Here is a 13,309-nt window from a genome sequence, read left to right as displayed (position 1 = left end):
CTTAGATAATTAATTTAAGAGTTTACTCTTTTTTATGTCTAAAGAGGCCTCTTCTGTCTGATGACGGAAGAGGCCTCTTTTGTTTATTCAAAATGTATATGGTTATTAGGAAATTTGGTGCAATTACTCATGAGTTTCGCAGATTTACTCGTGAGTTTCGAATTTAACCCTATCATTATGAAGCGTTGCAAAGCTCTTCTCTCTGGATAATGAATTCGTACAAATAAACAACATGGGGGGAGATTGGATGATTGAGTTTCAAAATGTTAAAAAGGTATATCAAACAAAGAAACAGACTGTCGAGGCTTTGAAGGGCATTAATTTGACAGTGGAAAAGGGGGATATATTCGGTGTAGTCGGTTATAGCGGGGCCGGGAAGAGTACGTTGATCAGGTTGGTCAATTTGCTTGAACATCCTTCAGATGGTTCGGTGATTGTTGGGGGCAAGGATTTAACCAAATTGAGCGCGAAGGAATTGCGGGCAGAAAAGAAAAAAATCGGGATGATCTTTCAGCATTTCAATTTGCTAAACTCAAAGACCGTTTTTGATAATATCGCCATGCCGCTGATTTTATCGGGAACCCCTGGTAAAGAAATCAAAAAGCGGGTAGGCGAGCTGTTGGAGTTCGTTGGCTTATCGAGCAAAGCAAAGAGTTATCCGGAACAATTATCCGGCGGTCAAAAGCAGCGGATCGGCATTGCGAGAGCATTGGCTACCAATCCATCGATCTTATTGTGTGATGAAGCTACCTCGGCATTGGATCCGCAAACAACGAGTGCTGTTCTGCAGCTCTTAAAGAAAATCAATAAAGAATACAATATTACCATTCTGCTAATCACTCATGAGATGTCTGTCATTCGGGAAATTTGCAATAAGGTAGCGGTCATGGAGGGCGGATGCGTCGTTGAACAAGGTTCGGTTTTCGAAGTTTTTGCGAAGCCGCAAACGGATATTGCAAAAAACTTCGTGAGAACGGTCATACATGACGAAATTCCACAAAGTTTCCTAAAAAGCATAGGGTCCCATATCCCGATTATTTGGAAAATTAATTTTATTGGGACTACTTCGGGTACTCCTTTGCTTTCAACCATCTCGAAGAAATATGATGTTCATTTAAGTGTTTTATCAGCCAATATTTCTGAAATTCAGGAAACGCCTTTCGGGAATTTGATCATCGAAGTGACCGGGAATAAAAATGAGGTGGACAAGGCTTATCAGTATATTAAAGATGAGGGGATTCTCGTCCAGGAGGTGCAGATAAATGGGTAATACGCTTTGGGGAATGGAAATAACGGCAGATCAGCTGTCGACAGCTTTCGGTGACACACTTTATATGGTAGCCATCTCATTGGTATTTTCCGGATTGATTGGTCTTCCGCTTGGTATCCTGCTTGTCATTACAAGAAAGGGCCATATCCTGGAGAATAAATGGGTCTTTAATGTATTGAACCCGATCATCAATATATTGCGGTCGGTTCCTTTCATCATCTTGCTAGTAGCACTTATTCCGTTTACCAGAATGATTGTAGGCAGTGCGATCGGAACGAATGCGGCCATTGTTCCGCTAATCTTTTACGCGGCTCCTTATATCGCCCGGCTTGTGGAGAACTCCCTGTTGGAAGTGGACAAAGGGATCATCGAGGCAGCTCAGGCGATGGGGGCGACGACATGGCAAATCATTTATCGTTTTTTGATTCCTGAGGGACTTAGTTCGTTGATCCTTACATTTACAACAGCGACAATCGGGCTTGTTGGATCTACGGCCATGGCAGGTGCCGTCGGTGCAGGCGGGGTCGGAGATTTAGCTTTGGCTTACGGTTATCAAAGGTTTGATACGATGACGATGATCGTCACAGTGGCGGCGCTCGTGATCATCGTTCAATTACTGCAATCCACCGGGAATTTTGTTTCAAGAAAAATCAGAAGAAGATAAAAATAACAGGAGGTAGGAGAAATGAAGAAAATCTTATTAACGATCATAGTATTGGCATTGGCCATCTTGTCTGCAGCATGCGGGAAAGAAGAAGGTGCATCAGGCGGTTCGGATGATGTGAAAACAGTAAAAGTCGGTGTCAGCAGCGGGGATACAAGAACATGGGAATACATTGTCGACATAGCGAAAGAGGAAGGGCTTAATATTGAACTGGTCACTTTCAATGATTATATCCAACCGAACCTTGCTTTAAGTGAAGGTGAAATTGATGCCAATTCATTCCAAACGGTCGCATACTTCGATGAATTCGTTCAAGACCAAAATCTGAAATTAGAGGCCATCGGGTCGACTGTCATTGCTCCTATGGGCCTTTATTCGAAAAAACATAAAGATCTCAAGGATCTTCCGGATGGCGCTACGATTGCCGTTCCGAATGAAGCAACGAACTTTGGCCGTGCACTGCTTCTTCTTCAGGAAGCTGGATTGATTACATTGAAAGAGGAATTCAATGGATCGGGATCATTGGAAATCATTAAGGAAAATCCGAAAAACTTGAAAATCCAACCTGTTGCTGCCGGCAATACACCGCGTCTATTGGATGATGCCGATGCTTCAGCCATCAATAATAACTTTGCCGTCGAAGCAGGCCTTACTTTAAAAGATTCTTTATTCCATGAGAGTAAAACGGCGAAACCATATATTAATATCATTGCAGTTAAAAAGGGTAATGCCGATCGTCCTGAGCTGCAAAAATTAGTGGAGCTTTATCAATCGAAAAAAGTGGAAGCGTTCATTGAAAAAACGTTTAAAGGAAACACCATTCCTGCATATGTTTCTGTAGATGAATTAGTGAATTACCAGGATGCTTGGACAAAACCAGCTAATGAAAAATAATGATTCAGATTCAAAACGAGTGAAGGAATACCGGATGGATTCAAGATGCCTATCCGGTTCCTTAAACCAAAAAGGGGAGATAAGAATATGGCGAGAGAATTAGTGCAGAAGCAGCATCAGCAGATCATTGAAGATCACATCGACTTTCATTCCAAATTATATATCGAAACGAGTCAAGCCATTCATGCTAAACCCGAAATTGGGAATCAAGAGTTTTTCGCTTCGGATACATTAACCGGAATACTTCGGAATGAAGGATTTGAAGTAACCCGCAATATTGCCGGGCATGAAACAGGGTTCATCGCCAAAAAAACCTCTTCAAAGAAAGGTCCCACAATTGCCTTTTTAGCCGAGTATGATGCATTGCCGGGTTTAGGCCATGCTTGCGGCCATAATATCATCGGCACAACGAGTGTTGCAGCGGGCATTTCCTTGGCTCAAGTGCTGGAGGAAACGGGCGGAGAGGTGATTGTTTTCGGAACACCGGCAGAAGAGGGCGGGCCGAATGGAAGCGCAAAAGGCAGCTTTGTGAAGCACGGTCTATTTGATGGGGTTGATGCGGCAATCCTTATCCATCCTGGCGGGCAAACGCGTGTCACAAGTCCATTTCTGGCAGTCGACCCCCTAGATTTTCATTTTTACGGGAAGTCAGCACATGCAGCAGCTGCACCTGAAGAAGGCGTGAATGCACTTGACGCGGTGATTCAGCTGTTCAATGGCATTAATGCTTTGCGTCAGCAGCTCCCGACCGAGGTCAAAATCCACGGAATCATCACCAATGGCGGGGAAGCTCCTAACATCATTCCCGAATATGCTTCAGCCAGATTTTACATTAGAGCAACAACATGGAAACTTTGCCAAGAAGTATCCAATAAAATACGTGCTGTTGCCGAAGGGGCAGCACTTGCCACAGGAAGTACGGTTAAAGTTGAACGTTTCCAAAATGAAGTACTCGATTTTGTCATTAATCCAGTTCTGGATGAACTGTTAAAAGAAGAGCTCTCTCAATTAGGGGAAGCAGTGGGTCCTCGAAAAGAGAGTGGCTTTGGCTCGACGGATGCAGGTAATGTAAGCCATGTAGTGCCGACAGCACATCCTTATATAAAAATTGGCCATGATGAGCTGATTGCCCATACGAATGAATTCCGCGACTGTGCCAAATCTCCTGCTGGAGACAAAGCCATCCTGACCGGAGCAAAAGCGCTTGCACTTACAGGTTATAAACTGATTACGGATAAAGACCTGTTGGATAAAGTGAAAGCAGCATTTCATGAAGCGAGGCAAAAATAAATAAGATGCACGAAAAAAATTGTTGACTGCGGATCACAGAGTTAGTATTATAAAAACAATAATACCAAGTAATTTAATAGGGATTATAGGTTAATTGACCGGAAAACCGGAGACTTTTCTTTCATGTAAAGAGGTGTCTTCGGTTTTTTTTTGTGAATGGGCAAGTCGGAAGATTATCAAAAGGAGGATTTAGCATGGGGATATTATTACGTAAAGCCATTGAGAAAAAAAGAAACTTCCTGATAAACAAGTTGATTAACAAGGGAATTTATAAAAAGAATGACATCCATCTATTTGAATTAACCTTAACCGATTTAGAGAATGAATATATTAAAATAAGCAAAATTGAAGAGAAGGAATCCGACGATTATTCCCCCTGTCTAAGGATACATTTCATATAATATCAGAATAAAAGGAGAGGGTGAAATGAGGAAGAGTGTGGAAGAAAGGCGGAAGGAATTAATCTTTAAACTTATGATCCATACTGTAAATAAGACTGTGGAACAGCTTATGAAGTTAACCTTAAAAGAATTGGAAACAGAATATAAAAAGGTTCAAAATGAATGTCATCCCCATAGTGATGCGGGTTCGATACAATGGATCAATACAAAACGGCATTAGGTTGAATGTGTAACCTCAATGTTGCATGAAAAATTTCATCATTTTGCTAACGGCAGCCTGGGCTGATTCTGCATGATATTTTGAATTGTAAGGATCACTGAATCCGTGTTTTCCGTTGAATTTATGAACCTCGACATTCGTTCTTTCTAAAACTGAAATTAACTCGTCCACATTAAATGATGGCTCTTCTAGTGGGAAAAATAGCAATGCAGGGCATTGTGGCGCCAATTCTGTATAATTCCTAATACGCGAACCGTAGTAACCAACTATTCCATCGACACACTCTTCCTCACTGCACAGCCAAGCTACAGTTGCCCCTGCACTGAATCCAAGAATAAAAATCTTTTGGTATTCATCTCTTATATCCGATAATATATCCTTTATCTCATATAAAGCACCCGTGAAGCCAACGTTCTCCATAAAATGTCGATAAGCAGCAGCCTCTTGGGAATAATCAAAAGGCGTCTCGCGGTCTAACAAATTCGGACAGATTACATCAAAGTCATTGTTTGATAATGACTCACAAATACCCTGCATATGTTGGTTCAGTCCATATATTTCGTGAATGACAATGATGACAGTATCGGACTTTTTCTGTATGTGCAGCATTTTTTACCTCCTGATGCGAATTTCTTCTATTATAAATACAGCCGTCTCCCTTCAGACGCTATATGCGAAGGGGGATAGCACCGTTTTTTAATAAACATGGAAATGAACTAGGTTCTCTTTCAAATGAATGATTAGGTATAGGGAAGTTCTTTTCCTTCTAAACATGCTTTTAAGTTAGCCAAACTAAGTTCATATCCGTTCATGTTAATGGATACTCTAGTGCCTTCGGATTCTAGGAATATTTCAAAAGTGAAAACGAGTTTATCCGAATCCGAAGAATAAGAAAACCTTTCGCAAGGGATTATCTCTTGGATTGTAAAGCTCATTGGGATGCTTTCATTCTCTTTAAGATTGTTATGTGCACTAGGCATTAATACGAAGATTGCCTTCTCTCCAACCTGGAGCTTAGGAATATTCCATTTTGAACCCGGGGCATACCATTTTGAAATGATTTCATCATTCGTGATCGCATTCCAAACCGTTTCTTGGTTTTCATGAATTAGAACAGAGTTCCTATCAGTATTCATTTGACTAACCTCCGTATTTTTCTTGGATTATATAGAAAGTTCAGGAAATATACAAGACCCCACCAAGCTTCTTTAACCGGGTGACAATATTGTAAGACGGCAGCTTAAACTGTTAGGAAGAACGATGGCGATATATTTCCTTTCTCTTTAATATGTAAGAAAAAGAGGAAGGTTGGGTATGAAATGGACTTTTTTGAGTTGAATACCAATGTATTCAGAATGATCAATGACTTAGGGAAACAGTACGATTATTTAAACCCTTCTGCCATTTTCATTGCCGAGTACATGGTATTTTTATTAGCTTTGGCAGTCATCGTAATATGGTTCACTCGAAATGAACAGAGTAGGATGATGGTTGTTTGTGGGATGATTACGTTTGTAATAGCTGAAGTGATGGGGAAAATAGCAGGGAGATTACATTATAATAATCAGCCATTTGCCGAATTGGCCAATGTTAATCAGTTAATTGAAAAAGCAGTGGATAATTCATTTCCAAGCGACCATACCATCTTGTTTTTCTCGTTTTGTGTATCTTTTTGGCTTTTCAAAAGAGGATGGTGGTTGTTATGGATCATGCTGGCTTTCCTTGTTGGCATTTCCCGTATTTGGGTAGGTGTCCACTTTCCGGCGGATGTGCTGGCAGGAGCAATACTGAGCACCATTTCAGGATTGGCGGTTTACCTTGTTGTTCCTAAAATAAGCGTGATTCATAAACTATTAGGGGGATATGAGAGGTATGAACAAATGGTTCTATCCCCGTTAACTAAATCGAAGGAAAAAAAGTCAAAGGATTTGTAAGCGAAAACAGGGTTGCTCAGGCAGCCTTTTTTTTATAATACAAAAATATCCATATGGTGATTCTGATGGTAAAATTAAGTGAAAGCAATCCATCGTAATGGGGGGATTAATATTGATCGATATCCAAGAAATCAAAGACATTATCAGGCATCGCTATCCATTTCTTTTAGTTGATAGAGTTTTGGAACTGGAAGAAGGAAAGAGGGCGGTGGCCATTAAAAACGTTACGGCAAATGAAGAGTTTTTTTCTGGTCACTTTCCCGATTACCCAGTGATGCCAGGTGTGTTGATCGTGGAGGCATTAGCACAGGTAAGTGCTGTTGTCATGCTTACAAAAGAAGAAAATAAAGGACGGATCGGGCTTTTGGCCGGGATCGATGGATGCCGTTTTAAAAGGCAAGTAAAACCAGGGGACCAATTACGTTTAGAAGTGGAGATTACTCGCTTGAAAGGTCCTATCGGTAAAGGAACAGGCAGGGCTACTGTCGAGGGGGAAACTGTATGCGAGACAGAGCTCATTTTTGCTTTTGGTGATTGATGGTGATAATGATAAAAAAAGCTTACGGGTATGTGACAAGAATCAATAATGGAGAAACACAGGTATTGGTTTTTCAACATCCCATTAAGGAAGCCGGTATACAGATACCCAAGGGAACGGTGAAGCCTAAAGAAGATGCTTACCAAGCAGTGATTAGGGAAATGAAAGAAGAAACAGGTCTGGAAAATTTTCATGTGGAGAAATTAATAACAGAAGATTTTTGGGAGAACGTCGATGGTGCCATACATAATAGATATTTTTATCAAATAAGTGTATCGAATGTTCCTGATGAATGGGACCATCAGCCGACGGGTGGAGGAGATGAAGCGGGGCTGACATTTCATTTCTTCTGGATTTCATCCGAACATGAAGTGCAACTTATCAAAGGGCATGGAGATTATTTAAACCGGATATTTACTTAACCTGCAGTTTATCACAGCCGGCCAAGATCATTATTGATCTTGGTCAGCTGTTTTTTAATGATCAGGTTTGTTTTTCGGTAATGAAAGTTTTTACGGTTGGCGGTTCATATGTATTGAATTGATCAAGAAGTCCATTTGGTTCAACATCCACCAGCGCCATGGAACGGAACTTTTCATGCAGGAACTGTTCGTCGGCCATATGGTTGAATAAAGCGACCAAAGGATCATAATAGTGATTGATATTTAAGAGTCCGCAAGGTTTTTGATGAAGACCAAGCTGAGCCCAAGTGAAAATCTCAAAGAATTCTTCCAATGTTCCTGGCCCGCCTGGCAAGGCCATGAACCCATCTGCAAGCTCAGCCATTTTTGCTTTTCTTTCATGCATGGATTCCACGACGATCAGTTCGGTTAAATTCTTATGTGCTATTTCCTTTTTTTCTAGAAAATCTGGCATTACGCCAATTACATTTCCGCCTGCTTCCAAAACGGAATCTGCAACTGCACCCATGATCCCTACACTTGAGCCCCCATAGACAAGGGTAATCTTACGTTTTGCCAGTTCCGCACCCAGTTTTTTAGCCTCTTCTACATAGATAGCAGATGCACCTTTGCTCGATCCACAAAATACAGCTAGACTTTTCAAAATATCACATCTCCCATTTAGTAATCTTCCTTTCTTATCATACAAAATTCAAGGGGATTTGTTAAACTTGAATTATCTAACTCACGAGTAAAACAGTGAAACTCATGATTAAACAGCGCAAACTCACGTGTATATGCTCAAACTCACATGTAAACAGCACGAACTAACGATAAAGGGGTTCTTAATAAATGTTTAAGTATACAGTCTGTTTTGTAAAGAAGAATAATGAACTTCTCATGCTTAACCGGGAGAAAGCTCCAATTATGGGTGTTTGGAACGGGGTGGGAGGCAAAATCGAGAAAGGTGAAACGCCTGATATAGGTGCACAGCGTGAGGTATTTGAGGAAACTGGGATAGAGGTGGAGCCTTTTTTTTCTAAAGGAACGGTAACCTGGGAGACTCCAGAAGGTGAAGTGGATGGAATATATGTATATTTGTATATGGCGGATGAGGATTTAATATATGAAACACCGAAAAAAACGCGGGAAGGCATTCTTGATTGGAAATCCATTGATTGGATACTTCATCCACTTAATCTCGGAATTGCTGAGATGGTCGCACAGTACTTGCCGGTATTAATGAAAAAAGAAGGAGACTATACATTCACTTACAAAAATGGTCAAATATATAATTCCTGAAATCAACATTACTTAAAAAGGGATACTGCCATTTTGAGCAGTATCCCCTTCAATAAGTTAAAACTCATTCTCGAATATCGTCCCCTTTTTGAATCTTGAATCCTTAAAGGCGAACTTCATCAGAATAATATAGGCGATGCCTGCCACAATAACGCCGATGATCCAGGCAAGCTCGACTTTTATAAAGGCAGCGCCGGCACCGATAAGCATGGCGAGCAGTGCGCATGGATTATACCCTGCAAATGGCCCGTCTTCTCTGTACAAATCGGCAACATTCATTTTTTGCTTTCTTAATATATAGTATTCGACTAATAAAATCGAAACGATTGGACCTAAAAAAGCGGAATAAATCAGAATGAATAAACCAAGGCCCTTTGCCGAAGAATCCTGTACAAGCACCCAAGGGAATGAGCAAAAGGCAAGAACTCCGGTTATGATAACGGCAACCTTATATTTCAACTTTGTAAGCAAAGTAATCACATATGTTGGTGGAATAATATTGGCAACCATATTTACCGCAATTGCACCTATAACGATAAATGCCGAAACGCCTACTGTGATATAAGGATTATCCACCACAATTGCAAACGCCTTAACTGGATTGGAAATGCCGGTAGCGGAAGCAAGCATTACACCGATTGTCAGTACGAAGCCGTATGCTAGTAAAATGGGCGAAAAATACAAAAATCCTCGTTTTGCATCACTGATGCCAGACTTAAGCTCTCTTGAATAGTCCCCTGCGCTTAAAAAGATAGCCGCATAGTTTCCTAAAAACATCATGATGAAAGCAAAGAACGGCAAGCCCCAAGAGCCTTCAGCGTGTACCCATTTTTCCGCGATGACCTCGCTATGTGATGTAAGAAGAATACCAAATACATAGACAAGCGCCAGCATGATAACAATGGATGCAAGCATTTCCACCCATTTGATGGCATGGAAGCCATATAGCGAAAGCACAATTTGCACCAATTGAATCGCGACAAAGCAAATGACCGTACTATCAAAAGCACCACCCGTAATGATCTTTACGATTTCGTTTAAGGCAGTACCGCCGATCCAACTTTGAAAACCGTACCAGATTATGGCCGGAATACCACGCAAAAGTGATGATATGATGGAGCCTTTCATCCCGAAGGACATTCTGAGCTGAACAACATAGGGAATACCGGTCCTGTATCCAATCCTATCATTTAAAGCGAAAATCACGGAAATGATAGCGATGGCAATGGCAGCTGCGGTAAATGTCTGAAGAATATTCAACGTAGCGGTTCCCGCTACGACCAAGCTTGCCCCAAGTGTCATATTCCCTAAATTGACGCCGTCCCCAATCCACATGAACGTATAGGATATCGGGCCAACCGTCCTATCTTCTTTTGATCTCGGCTTCAGAGATTCATCCAAATCCGCAGCATGGTGGAACTCCGCCTCTTCTAAAGCATGGCTTTCTAGATATGTAGACAATTTACACTCAACTCCTATTCATAGTGTGTTATATGATATGACTATTGATGTGATGAAAACTAACATGAGAAAAGTATACAGGTTTCGTATTCAGGAATCATTAGAAGAAGTGTGAAATTTCAGATATTATTTTGTGCTTTTTAACTAAATGAAGATCAAATGAACTCTTGTCCTGCTGTATCGTGATTTGTTTGCAATCAGTAAGGTTGCTGCGGCAGCCCTTTTCGGGAAAAACGACGCAGCATAGGTAAGATTAAGCCTTGAAATTCATTGAATAGAAGTGATAAAATTGTTATATCAGTGTGTAGAGATATTGGTCTTTTTTATTGACCAAAAATATATGTCTCACGATACGTCTGCCATCTGAAATATTTTTAATGGGGATGATCATATGCACGATGAAACAAGATTACCGCGAAATGGAAAAGACTTTGTATTATTTTTAGCGATTATATCAATACTTTCAGTCAACATTATTGCACCACTTATTATGGGATTTAAATTTGGATTCAGTAAAGAAGTGTATTTTGAAACCTTACGAGTAATTCCATTTGTATGGATTTGTGTCATTTTATTAGTAACACTTGTTGTAAATCCTCTGGTTAATAAACTCGTACAAAAGTTTATTGAACCTACGGACGGTTTTAATGCAAGAGTGTTATTCACAATATTATTCAGCGTAACCATCTTGTCCATTTTACTGACGGTTATCGGATCTTGGATTGGCATGAGAGAAATTAGTATGGAGCCGATTCAGACGTTCTTTTATGAGTGGCCACGTAACTTTTTCATCGCATTTTGGGTTGAAGTACTGATCGCACAGCCGATAGCGAGGTTTGCAATGAAAAAATTACATGCAAGTCAGGCCCGTAAAGCAGTAAATGCGTAACATTCAAATAAATTAAAAGCCCATATAGCCGATTGGTTTTATTAAAAACCAGTCGGCTTTTTCGTGCAGAAAAGCGGGGTAATTAATGAAGAAATTTCCATTTTTCACACAATGAAAAGCTGTCAAATGATATGATTAAATAAAAAATTGTACTTAAGGGGAAATAATTTCTTGAAAATAGTTAAAATCATCTTAGCAATAATTGTAGTTGCTTTATATGCATATCAGCTAATTACTGGAAGTGTTGAGTTGATGCCATATTCTATGTTGTTTCTGGCGGTAATAATGTTAATTACAGGATTAGAGGAGCCTCAAAAAGATAGAAAAGGAGGATCTTTGAGGTACGTTGTTGTCTCATTATTTCTTTTTTTTGTATCCATGCTGGGTTTCTTAATGGACTAATTTGTGTTTTTGTTTAAAAACGAGAGCTACGATTACCTCTTTAGTAGGTGAGGAGGAAAAATGAAGATAATAGAACTGCCGATTGAATTTGAATTTAATGGACAAAAAAATCACATAAATCCTAGCTTGATTATTTTGAAGAACGAACTAACCTTGGTCGATGCAGGGTATCCAAATTTTTTACCTTTAATTGAAAATGAAATTATAAAAAATGGTTATGAAATGAAGAATTTAAAGAATATAATCATTACTCATTATGATATTGATCATATAGGCTCCTTATATGATTTCAAGGAAAAGTATCCTTTGATTAACATTATAGCAAGTGAAATTGAATCAAAATTTATTAGTGGTGAAATGAAGTCAGAGAGATTGGTTCAAGCCGAAAAAATGCTGGGAAATATGCCAAATCAAGAAATCGAATTCGGTAAATGGTTTATACAACAATTAAAGAATTTGAAGTATGTTTCAATTGATGAAAAGGTACATGATGGTGATTTGATTTTAGATAACGAATGCAGGGTAGTAGCAACACCAGGGCATACTTCAGGGCATATTTCATTATATTTTCCAAATTTAAAAAGTGTAATAACAGGTGACGCAGCTGTTAAAGAGAATCATGAATTGGTCATTGCTAATCCACACTTTTGTTTAAATGTCGAGGAAGCAGAACAGTCCTTAAGAAAGATTAAAGATCTTAGAGCTGTAAATTACTATTGTTATCATGGTGGGACATTCACTTTATAATTGGGTTTTGCTTAAGATTGGGGCTGTCTTTAGGCAGCCTTTTCTTATGAGCTAAAGGGGCAGGATAGTTAAGGGCTAGAAATGAAACCCCCATCTAAACCAGGAAGGGGGTATATGTGTTTGAGGTTTTAAAATTAAATAACTTATTGTAATCTTGGCATTTCTTTATTGCGGGCGGTGACAGCTTCGCTGGTACTACCCATTTATACAGAAAAAACCGAACTTTTTACAGTTCGGTCAAGCAAAGGTGGGGGAATATATCCTTTGGAATCTATATTGTTTGCTAGTTTGAAGATTTTTGTAGAATCATAATATATTAATAATTCTGCTGTTCACTTCCAACAGGAAATGAAACCCCCATAGTTCGTAAAGCTTCTTTTGCTTGATTTAAATAGGATTCTGCTTGTTCTTGCCATTTGATAATCACTTTAATAAAGGCTATATATTCAGGTCTTGCATTTTCCTCCATTACTTTTAATCCTTCATGTACTTTTTTATCTTGGGTTTCAGCGTTTATTATACAAGCTGTCATTGTTTCTACAATGGTTTGCTGTTGCTCGCCATTTTTTAGTCTTTGGGCTGACCCCACTGCGGTTACACGGTGATATGAAGCAGGGATTAGATGGTTATGCATCTCGCGACTTCCTTTTAAATCTTTGGTTTCGGGTATATGGAAAAGCTCACTGCTCATGGCACATACCATTTCTTCAGCATATAAACTTTGATGTAACATATATAAAATAGGTTCCCAGTTGTTTACTCGATAATAATAATCATTCGGATACAAAAAAACATCTCCTCTTTCAGTACATTTTATCGTTATAATTTAGGATCGAAATTAATGAAATTGTGTTTTCCATCATATGTTTATTAATGTTGTCCAGTTCAAATAATAT

At 39.5% G+C, this 13,309-nt stretch carries 18 protein-coding genes; 13 read left to right on the top strand and 5 right to left on the bottom strand.

All coding sequences use genetic code 11. The features are described 5' to 3' along the window. Window positions 1–247: 247 nt before the first annotated feature. From ACYP5M_RS12740 to ACYP5M_RS12715, 6 genes are all read left to right on the top strand, one after another. The gene (locus ACYP5M_RS12740) at window positions 248–1,270 is read left to right on the top strand and encodes a methionine ABC transporter ATP-binding protein (protein WP_230178080.1); all 1,023 of its coding nucleotides are present in this window, start codon (window positions 248–250) and stop codon (window positions 1,268–1,270) included. Window positions 1,271–1,283: 13 nt separating this feature from the next. Beyond that, the gene (locus ACYP5M_RS12735; protein WP_053537357.1) at window positions 1,284–1,934 is read left to right on the top strand and encodes a methionine ABC transporter permease; all 651 of its coding nucleotides are present in this window, start codon (window positions 1,284–1,286) and stop codon (window positions 1,932–1,934) included. A 21-nt stretch (window positions 1,935–1,955) separates the two neighbouring features. Next, window positions 1,956–2,828: a MetQ/NlpA family ABC transporter substrate-binding protein gene (locus ACYP5M_RS12730; RefSeq protein ID WP_101223329.1), complete on the top strand. Its 873-nt coding sequence runs from the start codon at window positions 1,956–1,958 to the stop codon at window positions 2,826–2,828. 87 nt (window positions 2,829–2,915) lie between these two features. Further along, entirely contained in the window at window positions 2,916–4,118 is a 1,203-nt protein-coding gene (locus ACYP5M_RS12725; protein ID WP_459735127.1) for a M20 family metallopeptidase, read from the top strand. A 194-nt stretch (window positions 4,119–4,312) separates the two neighbouring features. Continuing rightward, window positions 4,313–4,519 (top strand): Fur-regulated basic protein FbpA, encoded by a 207-nt coding sequence (locus ACYP5M_RS12720; protein WP_434167812.1) that lies wholly within the window; start codon window positions 4,313–4,315, stop codon window positions 4,517–4,519. A gap of 25 nt (window positions 4,520–4,544) precedes the next feature. Next, entirely contained in the window at window positions 4,545–4,739 is a 195-nt protein-coding gene (locus tag ACYP5M_RS12715) for a Fur-regulated basic protein FbpA (protein ID WP_101223327.1), read from the top strand. 15 nt (window positions 4,740–4,754) lie between these two features. On the opposite strand, the gene ACYP5M_RS12710 is transcribed toward ACYP5M_RS12715, so the two are convergent. Together ACYP5M_RS12710 and ACYP5M_RS12705 are read right to left on the bottom strand one after the other, a co-directional pair. Further along, window positions 4,755–5,348 carry a dienelactone hydrolase family protein gene (locus tag ACYP5M_RS12710; protein ID WP_434167811.1) on the bottom strand — a complete coding sequence of 198 codons (594 nt, stop codon included), beginning with the start codon at window positions 5,346–5,348 and terminating at the stop codon, window positions 4,755–4,757. Window positions 5,349–5,479: 131 nt separating this feature from the next. After that, window positions 5,480–5,875, bottom strand: a complete 396-nt coding sequence (locus ACYP5M_RS12705) for an SRPBCC family protein (protein WP_459735126.1) — start codon at window positions 5,873–5,875, stop codon at window positions 5,480–5,482. Between the two features lie 183 nt (window positions 5,876–6,058). Between ACYP5M_RS12705 and ACYP5M_RS12700 the strand changes: the two genes are divergently transcribed. The 3 genes from ACYP5M_RS12700 (at window position 6,059) to ACYP5M_RS12690 (ending at window position 7,633) form a co-directional block, all read left to right on the top strand. Then, window positions 6,059–6,673, top strand: a complete 615-nt coding sequence (locus ACYP5M_RS12700) for an undecaprenyl-diphosphatase (protein ID WP_434167809.1) — start codon at window positions 6,059–6,061, stop codon at window positions 6,671–6,673. Window positions 6,674–6,785: 112 nt separating this feature from the next. After that, the gene (gene fabZ, locus ACYP5M_RS12695; protein WP_063575217.1) at window positions 6,786–7,211 is read left to right on the top strand and encodes a 3-hydroxyacyl-ACP dehydratase FabZ; all 426 of its coding nucleotides are present in this window, start codon (window positions 6,786–6,788) and stop codon (window positions 7,209–7,211) included. An 8-nt stretch (window positions 7,212–7,219) separates the two neighbouring features. Continuing rightward, window positions 7,220–7,633 carry an NUDIX hydrolase gene (locus ACYP5M_RS12690; protein ID WP_459735125.1) on the top strand — a complete coding sequence of 138 codons (414 nt, stop codon included), beginning with the start codon at window positions 7,220–7,222 and terminating at the stop codon, window positions 7,631–7,633. A gap of 61 nt (window positions 7,634–7,694) precedes the next feature. Here ACYP5M_RS12690 and ACYP5M_RS12685 read toward each other — a convergent pair whose 3' ends face one another. Next, the gene (locus tag ACYP5M_RS12685) at window positions 7,695–8,276 is read right to left on the bottom strand and encodes an LOG family protein (RefSeq protein WP_452444408.1); all 582 of its coding nucleotides are present in this window, start codon (window positions 8,274–8,276) and stop codon (window positions 7,695–7,697) included. A gap of 188 nt (window positions 8,277–8,464) precedes the next feature. On the opposite strand from ACYP5M_RS12685, the gene ACYP5M_RS12680 reads away from it, so the two are divergent. Then, on the top strand, window positions 8,465–8,914 hold the full coding sequence (locus ACYP5M_RS12680) for an NUDIX hydrolase (RefSeq protein WP_101223321.1): 450 nt from the start codon (window positions 8,465–8,467) through the stop codon (window positions 8,912–8,914). 57 nt (window positions 8,915–8,971) lie between these two features. On the opposite strand, the gene ACYP5M_RS12675 is transcribed toward ACYP5M_RS12680, so the two are convergent. Then, window positions 8,972–10,375 (bottom strand): NCS1 family transporter, encoded by a 1,404-nt coding sequence (locus ACYP5M_RS12675; protein ID WP_459735124.1) that lies wholly within the window; start codon window positions 10,373–10,375, stop codon window positions 8,972–8,974. A gap of 391 nt (window positions 10,376–10,766) precedes the next feature. Between ACYP5M_RS12675 and ACYP5M_RS12670 the strand changes: the two genes are divergently transcribed. The 3 genes from ACYP5M_RS12670 to ACYP5M_RS12660 all read left to right on the top strand — a co-directional run bounded on the left by ACYP5M_RS12670 (window position 10,767) and on the right by ACYP5M_RS12660 (window position 12,413). Continuing rightward, complete coding sequence (locus ACYP5M_RS12670; RefSeq protein ID WP_434167806.1) at window positions 10,767–11,264, top strand: hypothetical protein; 498 nt, start codon at window positions 10,767–10,769, stop codon at window positions 11,262–11,264. Window positions 11,265–11,435: 171 nt separating this feature from the next. Further along, window positions 11,436–11,666 (top strand): DUF3953 domain-containing protein, encoded by a 231-nt coding sequence (locus ACYP5M_RS12665; RefSeq protein WP_101223318.1) that lies wholly within the window; start codon window positions 11,436–11,438, stop codon window positions 11,664–11,666. Between the two features lie 60 nt (window positions 11,667–11,726). Further along, complete coding sequence (locus ACYP5M_RS12660) at window positions 11,727–12,413, top strand: MBL fold metallo-hydrolase (RefSeq protein WP_434167805.1); 687 nt, start codon at window positions 11,727–11,729, stop codon at window positions 12,411–12,413. 316 nt (window positions 12,414–12,729) lie between these two features. Here ACYP5M_RS12660 and ACYP5M_RS12655 read toward each other — a convergent pair whose 3' ends face one another. After that, window positions 12,730–13,200, bottom strand: coding sequence for a hypothetical protein (locus ACYP5M_RS12655; RefSeq protein ID WP_260358597.1), 471 nt, complete (start codon window positions 13,198–13,200; stop codon window positions 12,730–12,732). Window positions 13,201–13,309: the final 109 nt, after the last annotated feature.

This window comes from Peribacillus sp. N1, assembly GCF_054600815.1.
The sequence above is the reverse complement of the archived record's forward strand: the minus strand, read 5'-3'. Positions and strand labels throughout refer to the sequence as shown.

Coding starts and splice junctions, on each gene's coding strand:
- ACYP5M_RS12740 (WP_230178080.1), top strand. CDS start 248: ATGATTGAGTTTCAAAATGTTAAAAAGGTATATCAAACAAAGAAACAG.
- ACYP5M_RS12735 (WP_053537357.1), top strand. CDS start 1,284: ATGGAAATAACGGCAGATCAGCTGTCGACAGCTTTCGGTGACACACTT.
- ACYP5M_RS12730 (WP_101223329.1), top strand. CDS start 1,956: ATGAAGAAAATCTTATTAACGATCATAGTATTGGCATTGGCCATCTTG.
- ACYP5M_RS12725 (WP_459735127.1), top strand. CDS start 2,916: ATGGCGAGAGAATTAGTGCAGAAGCAGCATCAGCAGATCATTGAAGAT.
- ACYP5M_RS12720 (WP_434167812.1), top strand. CDS start 4,313: ATGGGGATATTATTACGTAAAGCCATTGAGAAAAAAAGAAACTTCCTG.
- ACYP5M_RS12715 (WP_101223327.1), top strand. CDS start 4,545: ATGAGGAAGAGTGTGGAAGAAAGGCGGAAGGAATTAATCTTTAAACTT.
- ACYP5M_RS12710 (WP_434167811.1), bottom strand. CDS start 5,348: ATGCTGCACATACAGAAAAAGTCCGATACTGTCATCATTGTCATTCAC.
- ACYP5M_RS12705 (WP_459735126.1), bottom strand. CDS start 5,875: ATGAATACTGATAGGAACTCTGTTCTAATTCATGAAAACCAAGAAACG.
- ACYP5M_RS12700 (WP_434167809.1), top strand. CDS start 6,059: ATGGACTTTTTTGAGTTGAATACCAATGTATTCAGAATGATCAATGAC.
- ACYP5M_RS12690 (WP_459735125.1), top strand. CDS start 7,220: ATGATAAAAAAAGCTTACGGGTATGTGACAAGAATCAATAATGGAGAA.
- ACYP5M_RS12680 (WP_101223321.1), top strand. CDS start 8,465: ATGTTTAAGTATACAGTCTGTTTTGTAAAGAAGAATAATGAACTTCTC.
- ACYP5M_RS12670 (WP_434167806.1), top strand. CDS start 10,767: ATGCACGATGAAACAAGATTACCGCGAAATGGAAAAGACTTTGTATTA.
- ACYP5M_RS12660 (WP_434167805.1), top strand. CDS start 11,727: ATGAAGATAATAGAACTGCCGATTGAATTTGAATTTAATGGACAAAAA.